The organism is Zavarzinia sp., from assembly GCF_041650655.1.
GTDB lineage: Bacteria > Pseudomonadota > Alphaproteobacteria > Zavarziniales > Zavarziniaceae > Zavarzinia.
Window position 1 is genome coordinate 25,986 of record NZ_JBAZKR010000005.1, and the last position, 17,470, is coordinate 43,455.

Here is a 17,470-nt window from a genome sequence, read left to right on the forward strand (position 1 = left end):
CGGTCGGGCACAGGTGAACTTCAAGTGTAGGATTGCAGCGGGGCGACTTCAAGCTGCCCGAGGCGAAGTGCCGCGATCGCCTTGACCGCCGCCTCGGCGCCCGCCGTGGTCGTGTAGTAGGGAATCTTCAAAGTCAGCGCCGAACGCCGGATCTCGAAGGAATCGGCGATCGACTTCGAACCCTCGGTCGTGTTGAACATGAGGGCGATCTCGCCGTTCTTCATGGCGTCGACGATATGCGGCCGGCCTTCGAGGACCTTGTTCACGCGTTTCGCCGGCACGCCGTTCTCTTCGAGGAAGCCGGCGGTGCCGCGCGTCGCGACGATCTCGAAGCCGAGAGCGACCAGTTCCCGCGCCGGCTCCAGCAGGGCGTCCTTGTCGGCATTGCGGACCGAGATGAAGACCTGGCCCGCCTGCGGCAGCCGCGTGCCCGAGGCGAGCTGCGACTTGGCGAAGGCCAGTTCGAAGGTGCGATCGAGGCCCATCACCTCGCCGGTCGATTTCATCTCGGGGCCGAGCAGGATGTCGACGCCGGGGAAACGGGCGAAGGGGAAGACCGATTCCTTCACCGCGACATGGTCGAGCTTCTTCCATTTGAGGCCGAAGCTCGCCAGCTTCTCGCCCGCCATGACGCGGGCGGCGATCTTGGCCACGGCCACGCCGACCGCCTTGGCGACGAAGGGCACGGTGCGCGAGGCGCGGGGGTTCACCTCGAGGACATAGATGTCCTCGCCCTGGATGGCGAACTGTACGTTCATCAGGCCGACGACGCCGAGCGCCTTGGCCATCACCTCGGTCTGGCGGCGGAGCTCGGCGATGGTGGCTTCCGAGAGCGAGTAGGGCGGCAGGGAGCAGGCGCTGTCGCCCGAATGGATACCGGCCTCTTCGATATGCTCCATGATGCCGGCGACATAGACGGTCTCGCCGTCTGCCAGGGCGTCGACGTCGACCTCGGTCGCCTTGTTCAGGTAGCCGTCGATCAGCACCGGATTGTCGCCCGAGACCACCACGGCCTCGGTCATGTAGCGGTTGAGACCCGGGATGTCCCGCACGATCTCCATCGCCCGGCCGCCCAGCACATAGGACGGACGGATGACGACGGGGAAGCCGATCCGCTCGACCACGGCACGGGCTTCCTCGATCGAGGTGGCGATGCCGTTGTTCGGCTGGCGCAGGCCCAGATCCTGGAGCAGGACCTGGAAACGCTCGCGGTCCTCGGCCATGTCGATCGCATCGGGCGAAGTGCCGAGGATCGGCACGCCGGCCTCTTCCAGCGCCTTGGAGAGCTTCAGCGGCGTCTGGCCGCCGAACTGCACGATGACGCCGTGCAGGGTGCCGTTCTGCTTTTCCGTCTCGATCAGTTCGAGCACGTCTTCGGCGGTCAGCGGCTCGAAATAGAGGCGGTCCGACGTGTCGTAGTCGGTCGACACGGTCTCCGGGTTGCAGTTGACCATGATGGTCTCATAGCCCGCCTCGGTCAGCGCGTAGCAGGCATGGACGCAGCAATAGTCGAACTCGATGCCCTGGCCGATGCGGTTCGGCCCGCCGCCCAGGATGACGACCTTCTTGGCGTCTGTCGGCTGCGCCTCGCATTCGGGGGCGCCGAATTCGGCCGATTCATAGGTCGAATACATATAGGGCGTGCGGCTGTCGAATTCGGCCGCACAGGTGTCGATCCGCTTGAACACCGGGCGCACGCCGGCGGCCTGGCGCGCGGCGCGCACCGCCTTTTCGGTCGTGCTGCCGAGGGCGGCCAGGCGTTTGTCGGAAAAGCCCATGGCCTTCAGGCGGCGCCAGCCGGCCGCGGTCTTCGGCAGGCCGCCGTCCGTGACGCGCCGTTCCTCGATCACGATCTCTTCGACCTGGCGCAGGAACCAGGGGTCCATCTTGGTGATCTCGGCGATTTCCTCGACCGTGAGGCCGGCGCGGAAGCCGTCGGCCACCACGACCAGGCGGTCGGGCACCGGCTTGCCCAGTTCGACCTCGATCAGGTCGCGGTCGCCGTGCAGGCGGGCCACCGGATCGAAGCCCGACAGCCCGGTCTCCATCGAGCGGAGCGCCTTCTGCACCGATTCCTGGAAGGTCCGGCCGATCGCCATCACTTCGCCGACCGACTTCATCGCGGTCGTGAGCAGCGCCTCGGCGCCCTTGAACTTCTCGAAGGTGAAGCGGGGGATCTTGGTGACGACGTAGTCGATGGTCGGCTCGAACGATGCCGGGGTAACCCCGGTGATATCGTTCATCAGCTCGTCCAGCGTGTAACCGATGGCGAGCTTAGCGGCGACCTTGGCGATCGGGAAACCGGTCGCCTTCGATGCCAGGGCGGAAGAACGCGAGACGCGCGGATTCATCTCGATCACGACCATGCGGCCGTTTTCGGGGCTGATCGCGAACTGCACGTTGGAGCCGCCGGTCTCCACCCCGATTTCGCGCAGCACCGCGATCGAGGCGTTGCGCATGATCTGATATTCTTTGTCGGTCAGCGTCAGCGCAGGCGCGACCGTGATCGAATCGCCCGTATGGATGCCCATCGGGTCGATGTTCTCGATCGAGCAGATGATGATGGCATTGTCCGCCTTGTCGCGGACGACCTCCATCTCATATTCCTTCCAGCCGGCGACCGATTCTTCGATCAGCACTTCGGTGGTGGGCGATGCGTCGAGACCGGAGGTCACGATCCGCTCGAATTCCTCGCGCGTATAGGCGATGCCGCCGCCGGTGCCGCCCAGCGTGAAGCTCGGCCGGATCACGGCCGGCAGGCCGATCTCGGCGAAGGCTTCCATCGCCTCCGGCATCGAATGGGCGACGCGGGACTTCGGGCTCTCGAGGCCCAGCTTGTCCATGGCCTCGCGGAAGCGCAGGCGGTCCTCGGCCTTTTCGATCGCTTCGCGGTTGGCGCCGATCAGCTCGACGCCATATTTCGCCAGGGTGCCGTCGTCGGCCAGGGCCATCGCGGTATTCAGCGCGGTCTGCCCGCCCATGGTGGGCAGCAGGGCGTCGGGCCGTTCCTTCTCGATGATCTTGGCGACGATCTCGGGCGTGATCGGCTCGACATAGGTGGCGTCGGCGAGCCCGGGGTCGGTCATGATGGTGGCCGGGTTCGAGTTCACCAGGACGACCCGGTAACCCTCGTCCTTCAGCGCCTTGCAGGCCTGGGTGCCCGAATAGTCGAACTCGCAGGCCTGGCCGATCACGATCGGGCCGGCGCCGATGATCATGATCGAGGAAATGTCGGTGCGCTTAGGCATGGGACTTCACCAGGTCGATGAACCGGTCGAACAGATAGTGGCTGTCCTCCGGCCCGGGCGAGGCCTCGGGGTGGTACTGGACGGAGAACACCGGGCGATCGAGCATTCGCAGGCCTTCGTTGGTGCCGTCGAAGAGCGAGACATGGGTCTGTTCCGCGTTGTTCGGCAGGGTTTCGGGCAGCACGACGAAGCCGTGGTTCTGGCTGGTGATTTCGACCTTGCCGGTGGTCAGGTCCTTCACCGGGTGATTGGCACCGCGGTGGCCCTGCTTCATCTTGGTGGTCTTGGCGCCCAGCGCCAGGGCCAGCATCTGGTGACCCAGGCAGATGCCGAACACCGGCTTGCCGGTATCGATCAGCTTGCGGATCACGGGAACGGCATATTCGCCGGTCGCCGCCGGATCGCCCGGGCCGTTCGACAGGAAGACGCCGTCGGGGGCGAGCTTCAGGATCGCCTCGGCCGAGGTGTCGCCGGGGACCACGGTGACGCGGGCACCGGTCGCGGCGAGGCAGCGCAGGATGTTCCGTTTCACGCCGTAGTCGATCGCCACGATGTGGAATTGCGGCGCCACTTGCCGGCCATAGCCCTTGCCGAGGCTCCACAGCGTCTCGTCCCACTCGTAGGACTGGCGGCAGAACACGTCCTTGGCGAGGTCGAGCCCTTCGAGGCCGGGGAAGCCTTTCGCCTTGGCCTTCAGGGCGTCGAGGTCGAACTTGCCGTCGGGGGCATGGGCGATCACGCCGTTCGGCACGCCGGCCCGGATCAGCCGGGTCAGGCGGCGGGTGTCGACCCCGGCGAGGCCCATGAGGCCGCGGCGCAGCAGCCAGCCGTCGAGGTGGCTCGCGGCACGCCAGTTGCTCGGCTCGGTGATGTCGGCACGGAGCACGAGGCCGCGGGCGGCATTGCCGACCGACTCGATATCCTCGAAATTGGTGCCCACATTGCCGATATGGGGGAAGGTGAAGGTGATGATCTGTCCGGCATAGGAAGGATCGGTCAGGATCTCCTGGTAGCCGGTCATCGATGTGTTGAAGCATACCTCGCCGACAGCGTCACCGGTGGCACCCAGGCCTCGGCCCCAGAGGACCGAACCATCGGCCAGCACGAGAACGCCGGTCGGTTTGGCGCCGGCGACCTGGTCGGTCGTCAGGCGCGCGTCGTCAGGAATGCCGCCCCGCTCTGGCTGCGGGGGCATGGTGTCTGGCGTCGTCGACATCGGGAAACTCCGCGGCGGGGGGTGCCCGCCGGTCAAATTTGGCGGACCTTAATGGCGCGGCCCGGCGCCGTCAAGTCATGCGCGGTTTTTGAATTCGCTATTTTCGTCAACGGCTTATGGTCACTGCATGACAGACACGCTAATGTGCCGGGCCTTGGGAACTGGAGGACGTAAGGATGTTGCGCGATCGCCTGAACGAAGCGCTGAAAGAAGCCATGCGGGCCAAGGACATGCCGCGGGTCACCACGATCCGCATGATCCTGGCCGCCATCAAGGACCGTGACATCGCCGCCCGTACCGACGGGCCGGATGCCGGCGTCGGCGAGGCCGATATCGTCAACGTACTGCAGAAACTGATCAAGCAGCGACGCGATTCGATCGAAGCCTATGAAAAGGGCGGGCGGCCGGAACTGGCGGCCAAGGAACAGGCCGAGATCGGCGTGATCGAAGCCTTCCTGCCGAAGCAGATGGACGAGGCCGAGACCAAGGCCGCGATCGCCGCCGTGGTGGCCGAGATCGGCGCCGCCGGCATGAAGGACATGGGCAAGGTCATGGCGGCGCTGCGCGAGCGCCACGGCGGCGTGATGGATTTCGCCAAGGCGAGCCCCCTGGTGAAGGCCGCCCTCGGCTGACGATTCCGCCGGGCGGCATTTCCACTGGCCGCCCGGCAATTACGCCAAGATTTAGACACATTGATGTGTTCCATCGGCGATTGTTCACGTCGGCGAAACGAACCCTTCACCATCTCGCGGTTTTTCCGGGAGGGAGCCGGGCGCAGCCTCGGGTGAACCGTGCTTCGAGGGGATCGCCGATGAAACCTGCCGTCATTCTGGCCGCCGTCCTGGCCGCAGCGCCCCTGGGCGCCACCGCCTTCGCCCAGGCCACGACGCCGGCCGCGGCAATGCCGGCCGGGACCTATGTCCTGGACCTCAGCCACGGCAGCCTGACCTTCAAGGTCAATCACTTCGGCCTGTCGAACTATACGGCCCGTTTCGAACGGTTCGATGCCAAGATCGAGTTCGATCCCAAGAACATCGAGAAGAGCAAGGTGACCGCGAGCGTCGATCCGACCTCGATCCACACCGCCTTCCCGAATCCCGACAAGATCGATTTCGACAAGGAACTCTCGACCGGCGAGAAATGGTTCAATGCCGGCAAATTTCCGGCCGTCACCTTCGTCTCGACCAAAATCGAGGTGACGGGCGAGAACCAGGGACGCATGACCGGCGACCTCACCATGCTGGGCGTGACCAAGCCCGTGGTGCTCGACGTCACCTTCAACGGCGCCTATGCCAAGCACCCGATGGCGGGCTTCCCCGAGATGGGCTTTTCCGCGATCGGTACCTTGAAGCGCTCCGATTGGGGCCTGAGCACCTTCGTGCCGGCGATCGGCGACGACGTACAGGTCTTCATCGAAGGCGAATTCCCTAAGGCGCCCTGAGATGGGGCGCCCTGAGATGGCCGTGCCGGCCGGGCGCTATCACAGCCCCGCCATCGTCCTGCATTGGGTGATGGCGGCGGCCTTCCTGCTGATGCTGGCGTCCGGCACCGCCATGGTCTTCGGCGATCTGGCGCCCGCGCTGAAATTCAAGATGTACCAGTGGCACAAGTCGCTGGGCGTCCTCCTGCTGCTCGCGGCCTTGCTGCGCCTCGGGCTTCGCCTGCTGGTGCGGCCGCCGGCCTTGCCGGCTTCGATCGCCGGGCTGGAGGCGGTGGCGGCCAGGGCGGGGCATCTCGCCCTCTATTTCTTCATGCTGGCGGTGCCGCTCAGCGGCTGGGTCATGGTCTCGGCCAATGTGATCGGCATCCCGACCATCGTCTTCGGTTGGTTCCAATGGCCCCATCTGCCGGGCCTCGGCCCCGATGCCGGAGTCGAGGGGGCGGCGAAGTCGGTGCATTTCTGGCTGACGCTGGGTTTTGCCGGCCTGATCGCGGTCCATGTCGCCGCGGTCGCGAAGCACCTGGTCGTCGACCGGGAGAATATTCTCGCCCGCATGTGGTGGGGCAGGGGACAGGAAAGATGATGATCCGATTCGCCGCCGGCTTCGGCCTTCTGCTCGGCCTCGCCGCGCCGGCCGCTGCCGCCACCTATGCGGTCGACTACGGCAAGAGCACGGTCGGCTTTTCCGGCACCCATGCGGGGGAAGTCTTCACCGGCAAATTCGGCGCCTGGCAGGCGGAAATCGTCTTCGATCCCGCCGATCTCGGGGCGAGCCATCTCGCCGTCAGCTTCGACACGGGTTCCGCCGCCACCGGCGACGCCCTTCGCGACGGCACGCTGCCGCAGCCCGACTGGTTCGACGTGAAGGATTTCCCGAGCGCCAGCTTCACCTCGAGCAAGATCGCGGCGGGTGAGGGCGGTGGCTACGTCGCGACCGGCACGCTGACGATTCGGGGCCAGAGCCGCGAGGTGAGCCTTCCCTTCACCCTGACCGACTTCGCCAAGCCCCCGGTCACCGCCAAGGCGAGCCTGCATCTCGATCGCCTGGCGTTCGGCATGGGGGCGCAGTCCGACCCCAAGGCGGAATGGGTGGGCCGACAGATCGACGTCACTGTCGAGGTCGTGGCCAGTCCGACGCACTGAGCTTGTCCCGGGTCGAGCGCCGGGGTTAGATCGTCGGCCTATCACCAGCCGAGTACCGATGGCCGACGACGTCACAGACGAGATCAAGTCCCGCCTTCTCCTGTCCACCATCGTGGGCCGGCGCACCAAGATCATGCGCAAGGGGCGGGGCGATTTCATGGCCCTCTGCCCCTTCCACGGTGAGAAGACGCCGTCCTTCCACGTGATGGACGATCGCGGGGCCTATTACTGCTTCGGCTGCGGCGAGAAGGGCGACATTTTCACCTTCGTCCAGAAGACGGAGAATCTGGGCTTCCGCGAAGCACTGGAAAAGCTGGCGGCGGAAGCCGGCGTCGCCCTGCCGGCGCCCAATCCCGAAGCCAAGCAGCAGGCGGAGAAGCGCCAGGGCCTGCACGAGGCATTGGAAACCGCCTGCGCCTGGTACGAGGCCCAGCTCAAGACCGCCGCCGGGGCGGGGGGGCGCGCCTATTTCGAACGCCGCGGCCTGAGTGCCGCAACGATTGCCCGCCACCGCCTGGGCTATGCCCCCGGCGGCCACACCCAGATGATGGATGCGCTGGTCGCCCGCGGCTTTCCGCCGGACCTGCTGGTCGAGGCGGGCCTGATCCGCCGGCCGGATGACGGGCGGAGCCCTTACGACTATTTCCGCGACCGGGTGACCTTTCCGATTCGCGACCCGCGCGGCAAGGTCATCGCCTTCGGCGCCCGCACCATGGGCGACGGCGAGCCGAAATATCTGAACTCGCCGGACACGCCGCTCTTCCACAAGGGCGAGACCCTGTTCAACCTGAGCCTGGCGCGCGAGGCGGCGCACAAGGCGGGCCGCGTCGTCGTCTGCGAAGGCTATATGGACGTGATCGCCCTCGATCAGGCGGGCATCGCGGAAGCCGTCGCCCCCCTGGGCACCGCCCTGACCGAAGCGCAGATCGAAGCCCTGTGGCGCCTGGCGCCGGAGCCGGTCCTCTGTTTCGACGGCGACAATGCGGGCCAGCGGGCGGCCAGCCGGGCGCTCGACCGGGCGCTGCCGATGCTGAAACCCGGCCATTCGCTCCGCTTCCTCACCCTGCCCGACAAGCTCGACCCCGACGAGTTGATCCGCCGCGACGGCCCGGCCGCGATGAAGGCACAGCTCGACAAGGCGATCCCCTTGGTTGAGTTCCTCTGGGCGCGGGAAGTGGCGGCCGCAGACCTCGCCACGCCCGAACGCCGCGCTGCCTTCGAAGCCCGCGTCGGCCAGGTCGTGCGCGAGATCGGCGACGCCCGCATCCAGGCCCATTACCGCGAAGAATTGCGCGGCCGGGTGCGCAACCTGATGGACAGCCTCCGGCCCCAGCGGCCGGCCGCACCGCCACGGGGGCCGAGGGCGCCCTGGCGGCCCGGCTTCGGCGGCCCGCCGGTGAAGGCCGGGGCGGGGCGGACGCTCCGCTCCAGCCGGCTGGCGCAAGGCCAGAACGCCGGGGCGGCCCGTTCCGAGGGGTTGCTGCTGCTGACCGTCGTCCAGCATCCGAGCCTCCTGCCCAAGGTGGCCGAGGAGCTGGGGCAGCTCCATTTCCTGTCCGAGTCGCTTGACAGGCTGCGATCCGCCCTTTTAAGCATGTCTTTTGATGTGCCGGGCCTTGACAGTGAGCAGGTCAAAGGCCACTTAGCGGATGCGGGATTGGCCGAGACGATTGCCCACCTCGAAGATGATCCCTTCCTGCGGCTGCACGGCATGGCCCGCGAAGGGGAGGCCATCGACCAGGTCGAAGAGGGTTGGCGGCACGTTTTGGCCCTGCACCGCAGGCAGACGGATTTGACGGCGGAGCTGAACGAAGCACAGGCGAGTTACGAAGCTTCGCCGACGGAAGCCGGCCTGCGGCGCATCCAGGCGATTGGACGAGAATTGACCCGCATCGTGTCCCAGGTCGGTGAGACCGGGCAGGATGGCGGGTTTTCGGCATGACATGACGTTGCGGGACTGCCCGCGGGTGGCGGCGCGTATCCCAAGGGGCTGAGCATGGCAAGCAAGAACGCTGAGGCTTCTAACAACGAGGAAGCCCGCGAGGAAACCGCGGACGGCCCGCTGCTCGATACCACGGGCCAAGCCGTTAAGCGGATGATCGCCCGCGCCAAGGAGCGCGGTTACGTCACCTATGACGAGATCAACGCCGTCCTGCCGCAGGAGCAGGTGTCGTCTGAACAGATCGAAGACATCATGGCGATGCTCTCCGAGATGGGCATCAACGTCATCGACGGCGAAGAGAACGAGGACGCCGAGCGCGCCGGCGCCAAGGAAGACGAGGAGGAAGGCCCCGGCTTCCAGACCTCGGGCGCCGAGGAGCTGGACCGCACCGACGACCCCGTGCGCATGTATCTGCGCGAGATGGGCTCGGTCGAACTGCTCTCGCGCGAAGGCGAAATCGCCATCGCCAAGCGGATCGAGGCCGGCCGCGAGACCATGATCGACGGGCTGTGCGAAAGCCCGCTGACCTTCCAGGCCATGATCGGCTGGCGCGACGAGCTGCTGGCCGGCAAGGTCCTGCTGCGCGACGTGATCGACCTCGACGCCACTTACGGCGCCGGCCCGGGCGAGGGCAATGGCGGTGCTGACGAACTCGGCGCCGTCGAAGGCACCGAGCCGGCCGTGGCCGAAGAGGCCGAAGCCGAGGTCCTGGGCGCCGTCGAGGACGAGGACGAGGACGACGGCGGCATCTCCCTCGCCGCCATGGAACAGGCGCTGCAGCCCGTGGTGCTGGAGATCTTCGACAAGATCGCCACCGCCCACAAGAAATACGCCAAGCTGCAGGAAAGCCGCCTGGTCGCGGCCATGCGCGACGGCGAAGAACCCCAGGCCACCGCCGAGAAGCGCTTCCAGAAGCTGAAGGCCGAACTGGTCGAGCTGATGAAGTCGGTCCACCTGAACAACGGGCGGATCGAGGCGCTGGTCGACCAACTCTACGGCATGAACCGCCGTCTGATCGGCCTCGAAGGCCGGCTGCTGCGCCTCGCCGAGAAGCACAAGGTCAGCCGCGAGAGCTTCCTCGAACATTACATCACCCACGAGCTGGCACCCAACTGGCTCGAAAAGGTCGGCAGTCTGCCGGGCCGGGGCTGGAAGGACTTTGCCCGCGAGCAGGCGGAAGAGATCGACAAGCTGCGCGGCCAGATCGCCGGCACGGCGACCGAAGCCGGCCTGACCATCCCCGAGTTCCGCCGCATCGTGACGACGGTCCAGAAGGGCGAGCGTGAGGCCCGCCAGGCCAAGAAGGAAATGGTCGAGGCCAACCTCCGCCTGGTGATCTCGATCGCCAAGAAATATACGAACCGCGGCCTGCAGTTCCTGGACCTGATCCAGGAGGGCAACATCGGCCTGATGAAGGCGGTCGATAAGTTCGAATACCGTCGCGGCTACAAGTTCTCGACCTATGCCACCTGGTGGATCCGCCAGGCGATCACCCGCTCGATCGCCGACCAGGCCCGCACCATCCGCATTCCCGTGCACATGATCGAGACGATCAACAAGCTGGTGCGCACGTCGCGCCAGATGCTGCATGAGATCGGGCGCGAGCCGACGCCGGAGGAACTGGCGGAAAAGCTCGGCATGCCGCTCGAGAAGGTGCGCAAGGTCCTGAAGATCGCCAAGGAGCCGATCTCCCTCGAAACCCCGATCGGCGACGAGGAAGACAGCCATCTCGGCGATTTCATCGAGGACAAGAACGCGGTCCTGCCGCTCGACGCCGCGATCCAGTCGAACCTGCGGGAAACCACCACGCGGGTTCTCGCCAGCCTGACCCCCCGCGAGGAGCGCGTGCTGCGTATGCGCTTCGGCATCGGCATGAACACCGACCACACGCTCGAAGAAGTCGGCCAACAGTTCTCTGTCACGCGCGAGCGCATCCGCCAGATCGAAGCCAAGGCGCTGCGCAAGCTGAAGCACCCGAGCCGCAGCCGCAAGCTGCGCAGCTTCCTCGACAACTGATCCTTGCAACCTGGACGGTTGCCCCTCAAGGGGCGACCGTCCGGTTCATCTTCGATCAAACGACAGTAGACAGGCGTGCTGCATCGCGGCATCGTCCCGGCGGGAATAGCCGGGGGATCCGGCAAGGAGGCGCAGTGCGGCAGTTGATCGACGGCTACAGGCGGTTTCGTGCCGGCCACTGGCCGGAATATCGGGACATCTACCGCGAATTGTCGCGCCACGGGCAGAAGCCGCCCACCCTGGTGATCGCCTGTTCGGACAGCCGGGTGGACCCGGCGGTGATCTTCGACGCCCAGCCGGGCGAGATCTTCGTCGTGCGCAACGTCGCCAACCTGGTGCCGCCGCGCGAGCAGGGCGAGGGCCAGCACGGTACCTCGGCGGCGCTCGAATTCGCCGTCCGGGTGCTCAAGGTCGACATGATCCTGGTGCTCGGCCACGGTGATTGCGGGGGCATCAAGGCGTCGCTGATCGGCGACCCGCTGGGCGATTCCGAATATCTCGGCAAATGGATCGGGTTGATCGAGCCGGCCAAGGCGCGGCTGGAACATCTCGATCCTGAAGACCCGGTGTCCCGCGATCGCCTCGAATTCGAATCGATCCGCCTCTCCCTCGACCGCCTGATGACCTTCCCCTTCGTGGCCCAGGCCGTGGCGGCCGGCCATCTCACGCTGGAAGGCGCCCGCTTCCGCGTCTTCGACGGCCGGCTCGAATGGCTGGACAAGACGAGTGGCGAATTCTCCCGCGTCGAATAGTTGGCACAGGCGGCCTCGCCTGTTAATTGTGACGCCCCGCACCGCGGGGTGTCTTCCGGTGGGGCCTGTAGCTCAATGGTTAGAGCCGGCCGCTCATAACGGTCTGGTTGCAGGTTCGAGTCCTGCCGGGCCCACCAAATCGCTCAAAGGATAAGGGGCCAGCCGTCCCTGGCGCGGACGCCGTCCGCCGTTCAGGCGGCCGGCGGGTTCAGTTCGGGGGCCATCAGGCCGCCTTCGGGCAGGATCTGGCCGCCGTCGACCACGATCGACTGGGCGGTGATATAGGCGGCTTCGTCGGAGGCCAGGAAGAGGGCGGCATTGGCGATGTCGAGGACGCTGCCCAACCGGCGGAGCGGCACCGAAGCCTCCATCTGTTTCACGTGCTCGGGGCCGAGGCCGGCCAGTCCTTCGGTGGCGATATTACCGGGCAGGACGGCGTTCACCGTGATCCGCCAGGGCGCCAGTTCGAGGGCGGCGGCACGCATGAAGCCGAGCTGGGCCGCCTTGGAGGCGGCGTAAGCGGTCATGAAGGGAACACCGGTGATCGGCCCGGTGATCGACGAGGTCAGCACGATGCGCCCGTTCCGGCTGGCCTTCATGACCGGCAGGGAGGCGGTGACGGCCAGGAAGGTCCCCTTCACATTGGTGTCCATCACCCGCGCGTAGTCGCCCACGGTCATGTCCGCCAGGGAGACGGTCGGGAAGATGCCTGCATTGGCGCAGAGAATGTCGATCCCGCCATGGGCGGTGACCGCCGCTTCGGCCATCGCCTGCATGTCCGGGGCGGAGGAGACGTCGGCGGCGAAACCCTTGGCGGTGCCGCCGGCCGCAGCGATTTCCGCGGCGACGGCTTCCGCCTCGTCGATCTTGCGGGAGACGACGAGGACCTTGGCCCCGACCGCGCCGAAACGAAGCGCGATGCCCCGGCCGATCCCCTTGCTCGCCCCGGTGACGACGACGCTCCGCCCGGTCAATGGTGCCAGCATCTCACTGTTCCTCGATCATAGGGGCCGCTCAGGCGGGCAGGGATTCGTAGACGCCGAGGGTGGCGAGCGTGCCGCCGTCGACCGGAATGTCGATCCCCGTGATGCCGGAGGCGGCGTCCGAGGCCAGGAAGGCGACCGCGGCCGCGACTTCCGGCACTTCGATCAGGCGGCGCAGGGGCACGCGCTCGAAGCGGTGGAGCATGTAATCGAGCTGTTCCGGGCTCAGGAAGTCCTCGATCATCTTGGTCCGCACCCAGCCGGGGCTGACCGTGTTCACCCTGATGCCGAAGCAGGCGAGGGACTTGGCCGCGTCCTTGGTCAGGCCGACGATGCCCGCCTTGGAGGCGACATAGGAGGCCTGCGGCCCGTCGTAACCATGGGCGTCGATCGAGGCGATGTTGACGATGGAGCCGCCGCCCTGGTCCTTCATGCGCCTTGCCGCGCGTTGCGTCATCAGGAAGGTGCCGGTCAGATTGGTGCCGATCACCCGCTGCCAGCTCTCCACCGTGATGTCGAGGAATTCGGCCTCCTCGACGATGCCGGCGTTGTTGACCAGGATGTCGAGCCGGCCGAAGGCGGCATGGGCCGCCTCGACCACGGCTTCGACCGAGGCGGGGTCGGAGACGCTGCCGGTCACGCAGCGGACGCTGCCGCCCGCGGCCTCGATCTCGGCCGCCAGGGTCTCGAGTTCGCGGAGGCTCCGGCTCACCAGCACCAGCCTGGCGCCGAGGCTCGCCAGATGTTTGGCGATGCCCCGGCCGATGCCGCGTCCCGCCCCGGTGACCAGGGCGGTCTTGTCCTTCAGCATCTCAGCCCTCCGCCTTACCCTTGCGGAGATGCTGGCGGATGGCGGTGATCGCCTCCTCGATCTCGTGGCCGCCCATGAAGCCGTCCGGACGGAAGCACATGACGGTGACGATGATGACGCCGAGCATGAGACCGGAGAGGCCCAGCATCTCGGGGAAGGCGACGCCGAACACCGTGATCCCGCCCTCGACCACGCGGACGAGTTCGAGCAGCACGGTGATGAGGGCGACGCCGACCATGGAGCCGGTCACCGAGCGCATGCCGCCGACGATGGACATCGCCAGGGTCAGGAAGGCGGTGTGGAAATAGAAGGCCCGGGCATTGATGGTGCCGGCATAGAGCGCATAGAGGGCGCCCGCGCAGCCCACCACGGCGGAGCCCAGCACCCAGGCGACCAGGCGCAGGCGCTTCACGTCGACGCCCATGGCTTCCGCCGCCAGGGGATCGGTGGCGCTGGCGCGCAATTGGACGCCGGCGCGCGATCCCTTGAACAGGCGGGCGACGACCAGGGCGATCACGGCCGCCAGGATGATCAGCCCGGGGCCCACCGCCTTGGGGATGCCGAAGAAGGCCTGGGCACCCCGGAACAGGTCGGTCCAGGTGACCAACACACCCTGCACGATGACCAGGATCGAGATGGTCAGGATGGTCGCCGCGATACCCGCCAGGCGAACCAGGACGAGGCCGCTGATCAGCCCGATCACCGTGGTCATGCAGACCGAGATGATGAAGGCATAGAGCGCGTCGACCTCGACCCCGGACATGCCGAAGGGCGCATTCGGGATCAGCGTCGCCTTGATCATCACGGGCGTCGCGAAGATCGCGGTGAAATAGGCGCCGAGCGCCATGAAGCCGGCATGACCGATGTTCACGACATTGGCATTGCCCATGAAGATCTGCAGGCCGACGACGACGATCAGGTTGATATAGGCCGTCGCCATCAGGCGGACGATGAAGGGGCTGCCGGTCGCCATGATCAGCAGGCCGACGGCGGCGGCGATCGCCGCCAGGTAGAAGGCACCCCGCAGGTTGGCGGCGAGACGGGGATCGACGGCGATGGCGCGGCCGCGCCGGCCCTCGGCATAGGCGAGCGTATTCATGCGGTCTTGTCTCCCAGTTCGATGCTGCGGCCGAGGATGCCCTGGGGCCGGAATACGAGGATGGCGCCGACGATCAGGAACACGGAGGCGTCGCGGAGGCCGCCCAGCCGGTCCGGCAGCAGGACGATGAGCAGCACTTCGATGAAGCCGAGCAGCAGGCCGCCGACCACGGCCCCGGGCAGGCTGCCGAAGCCGCCGAGCACGCAGGCGACGAAGGCCTTGAGGACAGGCAGCAGGCCCATGAAGGGGTCGATCGCGCCCCGCCGGGCGATGAAGAAGATCGCCGCGATCGAGGCGAGCAGGCCGGAAATCGCGAAGGCCGTGGCGATCACCCGATTGGCCCGCATGCCCATGAGGCGGACCGTGGTGAAGTCGAGTGCCGCCGCCCGCATGGCGAGGCCGACGCGCGTACCCTTCAGGAACCAGACCAGGGCGGCGATGGCGACCGAGGTCACGCCGACCTCGAGGCACTGGAGAATGGTGAAATTATAGCCGCCGACCTCGAAGGTGCTGTTCAGGACGGAGAGGGCAGGGACCGCCTTCGGCCTGGGCGAGACCATGAGCAGGAAGAGATTCTGCAGCACGATGCCGACGCCGAAGGCGGTGAGGAGTCCGGTCGTCGATGGCGCATTCCGTACCGGCCGGAATGCGACCCGTTCCAGGACGAGGGCGACGACGACCACGGTCACCACGGCGAAGAGGACGAGAAGCCAGGGATTGTCGATGCCCATGGCCGCCATGGCGAACATGGCGTAACCGGCGACGCCGATGAATTCGCCATGGGCGAAGTTGACCAGGCCCATCACCGAAAAGACGATGGCGAGGCCGAGGGCCAGCAGGGAATATTGGGCGCCGATGCTGAAGCCGTTCAGCGCCTGTTCGAGCAGATAGTCCATTGCGGTCCTCCGGACGTCAGGCGACGAGTTCGCCGATATAGGCCTGCATCAGCGCGCCCTTGTCGTGGAGGCGCTCGGCAGGTCCGGCATAGCGGCATTCGCCGGTCGACAGGACATAGGCGCGGTCGGCGAAGCGCAGCACTTCGTGGGCGTTCTGCTCGACCAGCAGGATGGTGAGGCCGCGGTCCCGCAGGTCCCGGATCAGGCGGAAGATCTGGCCGACGATGCGGGGCGCGAGACCAAGCGACGGCTCGTCCAGCATGAGAAGCGAAGGCCGGCTCATGAGCGCGCGGGCGATCGCCAGCATCTGCTGCTCGCCGCCCGAAAGGCTGCCGCCCGTCTGATGCCGCCGTTCCGCGAGGATCGGAAAGAGCTCGAAGCACATCTCCATGTCCTCGTGGATCTCGGCCCCCTTCTTCCGCGTGGCGGCGCCGAGTTCGAGGTTTTCGAGCACGGTCAGGTTGGAGAAGACCTTGCGGCCTTCCGGGGTCAGGGTCAGGCCCTTGCGCACGCGGCTCTCGGTGTCGAGCTTGCGCAGGTCTTCGCCCTTGAAGCGGACGGCACCGGCCGCGAGCGGGCGCAACCCCATCGCCGCCGAGAGCAGGGACGTCTTGCCGGCGCCGTTCGGGCCGAGCAGGGCGACGATCTCGCCCTGCTCGACTTTGACCGAGACGTTGCGGACGGCGCTGACCGGACCGTAGTTGATGCAGGCGCCTTCGATTTCCAGCATCGGCTCCCTCACTTCTTGAAGTGGGGGACGTCGGTCGGCACGGTCGCGGAGATCAGCACCGGCTTGCCGTCCTTGAAGCCCATGACCGGCACTTCCTTGATCGGGTAATGCCAGGGGTTGTCGTAGGAAACCGTCGGCGCGGTGACGATTTCGAAGGGGCCCTTGGTATAGATCGCCTCGAGCATCGCCTTGGGATCGGTCGAGCCGGCGGCCTTGGCGGCGCCGACCAGGAGCTTCACGACGTCGCCGCCGAGGCCGAAGAAGGCGCCGTTGATCTCATAGCCGCGCTTGGCGCATTCGGCCTGGAAATTGGCGAGCGCGCCGCCGGGGGTCGGGTAGCCATGGGCGGCGAAGAAAACCGTGCCGTCGACATTGGCGGCACCGCCCGCGACGCTCGCCAGGGTGACGTCGTCGAAACCGTCCGAACCGAACACCATGGTCTTCAGGCCGGCGGCACGAAGCTGGCGGATGAGGACGCCGACATCGGGATTGACCGAGGAGATGTGGATGGCGTCCGGCGCCGGGTTCATGGCCTTCAGCTTGGAGATGAAGGGCGACCAGTCGGTGATGCCGAAACCCGGATATTCGATCGTGCCGATGACCTTGCCGCCCAGCTTCTCGAAGACTTCGCCGAACCAGCCGGGCAGGGCGCGCGTCCAGGTCCCGGCGGCGTCGGAGACGAAGAGCACGACGCTGCGCGCGCCCTTGTCGTAGGCGACCTTCGCGGTGGCGGCGGCGTTGAACGGGTCCGGAACGGCCGTGGTTACGAAATTTTCGAGCCCGGTCGCAAACATCTCGACCTGCGTATTCATGGCCGAGAAGGTGATGGCGCCGTAACCGGCGGCGAGCTGCGCGATCGGGATCAGGCTGTCGGAGGCCGGCGTACCGGAGACCGCGACGACCTTTTCGTCCAGCATCTGCTGGGCCAGTGCGATGGCGAGCTGGGGCTCGGACTTGCTGTCCTTCACGTCGAGTTCGATCTTGTATTCGCCCTGTTCGTTCACCAGTTCGGCCATGCAGCGCAGGCCATGGGCGGCGGTATAGGGCGCCCAGTCACCGGAGATCGATTCCGGCGCACCGATCTTGATCGTCTCGGCCGCCAGGGCGGCGCTGGCGGGCAGCAGGGCACCGAGACCGAGGCCGAGCAGAATCTTGCTGTCGTTACGCATGTCTTACGCTCCTGAAGGGGGTCG

General features: G+C 66.6%; 15 protein-coding genes and 1 tRNA gene. 8 read left to right on the forward strand and 8 right to left on the reverse strand.

Going from position 1 to position 17,470, the window contains the following annotated elements; genetic code table 11:
* Positions 1-20: 20 nt before the first annotated feature.
* Positions 21-3,248 (reverse strand): carbamoyl-phosphate synthase large subunit, encoded by a 3,228-nt coding sequence (carB, locus tag WC493_RS01950; RefSeq protein WP_373061959.1) that lies wholly within the window; start codon positions 3,246-3,248, stop codon positions 21-23.
* Positions 3,241-4,464, reverse strand: coding sequence for a glutamine-hydrolyzing carbamoyl-phosphate synthase small subunit (gene carA, locus WC493_RS01955; protein WP_373061961.1), 1,224 nt, complete (start codon positions 4,462-4,464; stop codon positions 3,241-3,243). The genes carB and carA overlap by 8 nt, the downstream gene beginning before the upstream one ends.
* A 176-nt stretch (positions 4,465-4,640) precedes the next feature.
* Between carA and WC493_RS01960 the strand changes: the two genes are divergently transcribed.
* The 8 genes from WC493_RS01960 to WC493_RS01995 all read left to right on the forward strand — a co-directional run bounded on the left by WC493_RS01960 (position 4,641) and on the right by WC493_RS01995 (position 11,895).
* Positions 4,641-5,096 carry a GatB/YqeY domain-containing protein gene (locus tag WC493_RS01960; protein WP_373061963.1) on the forward strand — a complete coding sequence of 152 codons (456 nt, stop codon included), beginning with the start codon at positions 4,641-4,643 and terminating at the stop codon, positions 5,094-5,096.
* A gap of 179 nt (positions 5,097-5,275) precedes the next feature.
* Positions 5,276-5,905 (forward strand): YceI family protein, encoded by a 630-nt coding sequence (locus tag WC493_RS01965; RefSeq protein ID WP_373061965.1) that lies wholly within the window; start codon positions 5,276-5,278, stop codon positions 5,903-5,905.
* Position 5,906: 1 nt separating this feature from the next.
* A complete protein-coding gene (locus WC493_RS01970; RefSeq protein ID WP_373061967.1) occupies positions 5,907-6,488 on the forward strand; it encodes a cytochrome b in 582 nt (193 codons plus the stop codon).
* A complete protein-coding gene (locus WC493_RS01975) occupies positions 6,485-7,048 on the forward strand; it encodes a YceI family protein (RefSeq protein ID WP_373061969.1) in 564 nt (187 codons plus the stop codon). Before WC493_RS01970 ends, WC493_RS01975 begins: the two co-directional genes overlap by 4 nt.
* A 58-nt stretch (positions 7,049-7,106) precedes the next feature.
* Positions 7,107-8,990 (forward strand): DNA primase, encoded by a 1,884-nt coding sequence (gene dnaG / locus WC493_RS01980; protein ID WP_373061971.1) that lies wholly within the window; start codon positions 7,107-7,109, stop codon positions 8,988-8,990.
* A 54-nt stretch (positions 8,991-9,044) separates the two neighbouring features.
* The gene (rpoD, locus tag WC493_RS01985) at positions 9,045-11,006 is read left to right on the forward strand and encodes an RNA polymerase sigma factor RpoD (RefSeq protein WP_373061973.1); all 1,962 of its coding nucleotides are present in this window, start codon (positions 9,045-9,047) and stop codon (positions 11,004-11,006) included.
* Positions 11,007-11,140: 134 nt separating this feature from the next.
* Positions 11,141-11,758: a carbonic anhydrase gene (locus tag WC493_RS01990; protein ID WP_373061975.1), complete on the forward strand. Its 618-nt coding sequence runs from the start codon at positions 11,141-11,143 to the stop codon at positions 11,756-11,758.
* A 61-nt stretch (positions 11,759-11,819) separates the two neighbouring features.
* Positions 11,820-11,895 (forward strand) — tRNA-Ile (locus WC493_RS01995).
* Positions 11,896-11,949: 54 nt separating this feature from the next.
* Here WC493_RS01995 and fabG read toward each other — a convergent pair.
* Genes fabG through WC493_RS02025 form a run of 6 tightly spaced genes read right to left on the reverse strand, consistent with a single transcriptional unit; the run spans position 11,950 to position 17,446 of the window.
* Positions 11,950-12,744: a 3-oxoacyl-ACP reductase FabG gene (gene fabG, locus WC493_RS02000; protein ID WP_373061977.1), complete on the reverse strand. Its 795-nt coding sequence runs from the start codon at positions 12,742-12,744 to the stop codon at positions 11,950-11,952.
* 28 nt (positions 12,745-12,772) lie between these two features.
* Positions 12,773-13,552, reverse strand: a complete 780-nt coding sequence (locus tag WC493_RS02005; RefSeq protein ID WP_373061979.1) for an SDR family NAD(P)-dependent oxidoreductase — start codon at positions 13,550-13,552, stop codon at positions 12,773-12,775.
* 1 nt (position 13,553) lies between these two features.
* Positions 13,554-14,651 carry a branched-chain amino acid ABC transporter permease gene (locus WC493_RS02010; RefSeq protein WP_373061981.1) on the reverse strand — a complete coding sequence of 366 codons (1,098 nt, stop codon included), beginning with the start codon at positions 14,649-14,651 and terminating at the stop codon, positions 13,554-13,556.
* Positions 14,648-15,547, reverse strand: coding sequence for a branched-chain amino acid ABC transporter permease (locus tag WC493_RS02015; RefSeq protein ID WP_373061984.1), 900 nt, complete (start codon positions 15,545-15,547; stop codon positions 14,648-14,650). The genes WC493_RS02010 and WC493_RS02015 overlap by 4 nt, the downstream gene beginning before the upstream one ends.
* A 16-nt stretch (positions 15,548-15,563) precedes the next feature.
* Positions 15,564-16,277 (reverse strand): ABC transporter ATP-binding protein, encoded by a 714-nt coding sequence (locus WC493_RS02020; RefSeq protein ID WP_373061986.1) that lies wholly within the window; start codon positions 16,275-16,277, stop codon positions 15,564-15,566.
* A gap of 8 nt (positions 16,278-16,285) precedes the next feature.
* Positions 16,286-17,446: an ABC transporter substrate-binding protein gene (locus WC493_RS02025; protein ID WP_373061988.1), complete on the reverse strand. Its 1,161-nt coding sequence runs from the start codon at positions 17,444-17,446 to the stop codon at positions 16,286-16,288.
* Positions 17,447-17,470 lie beyond the last annotated feature (24 nt).

What these genes read in the sequence shown, in the direction of transcription:
- fabG (WP_373061977.1), bottom strand. Translation starts at nt 12,744, where the DNA reads ATGCTGGCACCATTGACCGGGCGGAGCGTCGTCGTCACCGGGGCGAGC.
- WC493_RS02025 (WP_373061988.1), bottom strand. Translation starts at nt 17,446, where the DNA reads ATGCGTAACGACAGCAAGATTCTGCTCGGCCTCGGTCTCGGTGCCCTG.
- WC493_RS02020 (WP_373061986.1), bottom strand. Translation starts at nt 16,277, where the DNA reads ATGCTGGAAATCGAAGGCGCCTGCATCAACTACGGTCCGGTCAGCGCC.
- WC493_RS01965 (WP_373061965.1), top strand. Translation starts at nt 5,276, where the DNA reads ATGAAACCTGCCGTCATTCTGGCCGCCGTCCTGGCCGCAGCGCCCCTG.
- WC493_RS02010 (WP_373061981.1), bottom strand. Translation starts at nt 14,651, where the DNA reads ATGAATACGCTCGCCTATGCCGAGGGCCGGCGCGGCCGCGCCATCGCC.
- WC493_RS01960 (WP_373061963.1), top strand. Translation starts at nt 4,641, where the DNA reads ATGTTGCGCGATCGCCTGAACGAAGCGCTGAAAGAAGCCATGCGGGCC.
- dnaG (WP_373061971.1), top strand. Translation starts at nt 7,107, where the DNA reads ATGGCCGACGACGTCACAGACGAGATCAAGTCCCGCCTTCTCCTGTCC.
- WC493_RS01975 (WP_373061969.1), top strand. Translation starts at nt 6,485, where the DNA reads ATGATGATCCGATTCGCCGCCGGCTTCGGCCTTCTGCTCGGCCTCGCC.
- WC493_RS02005 (WP_373061979.1), bottom strand. Translation starts at nt 13,552, where the DNA reads ATGCTGAAGGACAAGACCGCCCTGGTCACCGGGGCGGGACGCGGCATC.
- carB (WP_373061959.1), bottom strand. Translation starts at nt 3,248, where the DNA reads ATGCCTAAGCGCACCGACATTTCCTCGATCATGATCATCGGCGCCGGC.
- WC493_RS01970 (WP_373061967.1), top strand. Translation starts at nt 5,907, where the DNA reads ATGGGGCGCCCTGAGATGGCCGTGCCGGCCGGGCGCTATCACAGCCCC.
- rpoD (WP_373061973.1), top strand. Translation starts at nt 9,045, where the DNA reads ATGGCAAGCAAGAACGCTGAGGCTTCTAACAACGAGGAAGCCCGCGAG.
- WC493_RS02015 (WP_373061984.1), bottom strand. Translation starts at nt 15,547, where the DNA reads ATGGACTATCTGCTCGAACAGGCGCTGAACGGCTTCAGCATCGGCGCC.
- carA (WP_373061961.1), bottom strand. Translation starts at nt 4,464, where the DNA reads ATGTCGACGACGCCAGACACCATGCCCCCGCAGCCAGAGCGGGGCGGC.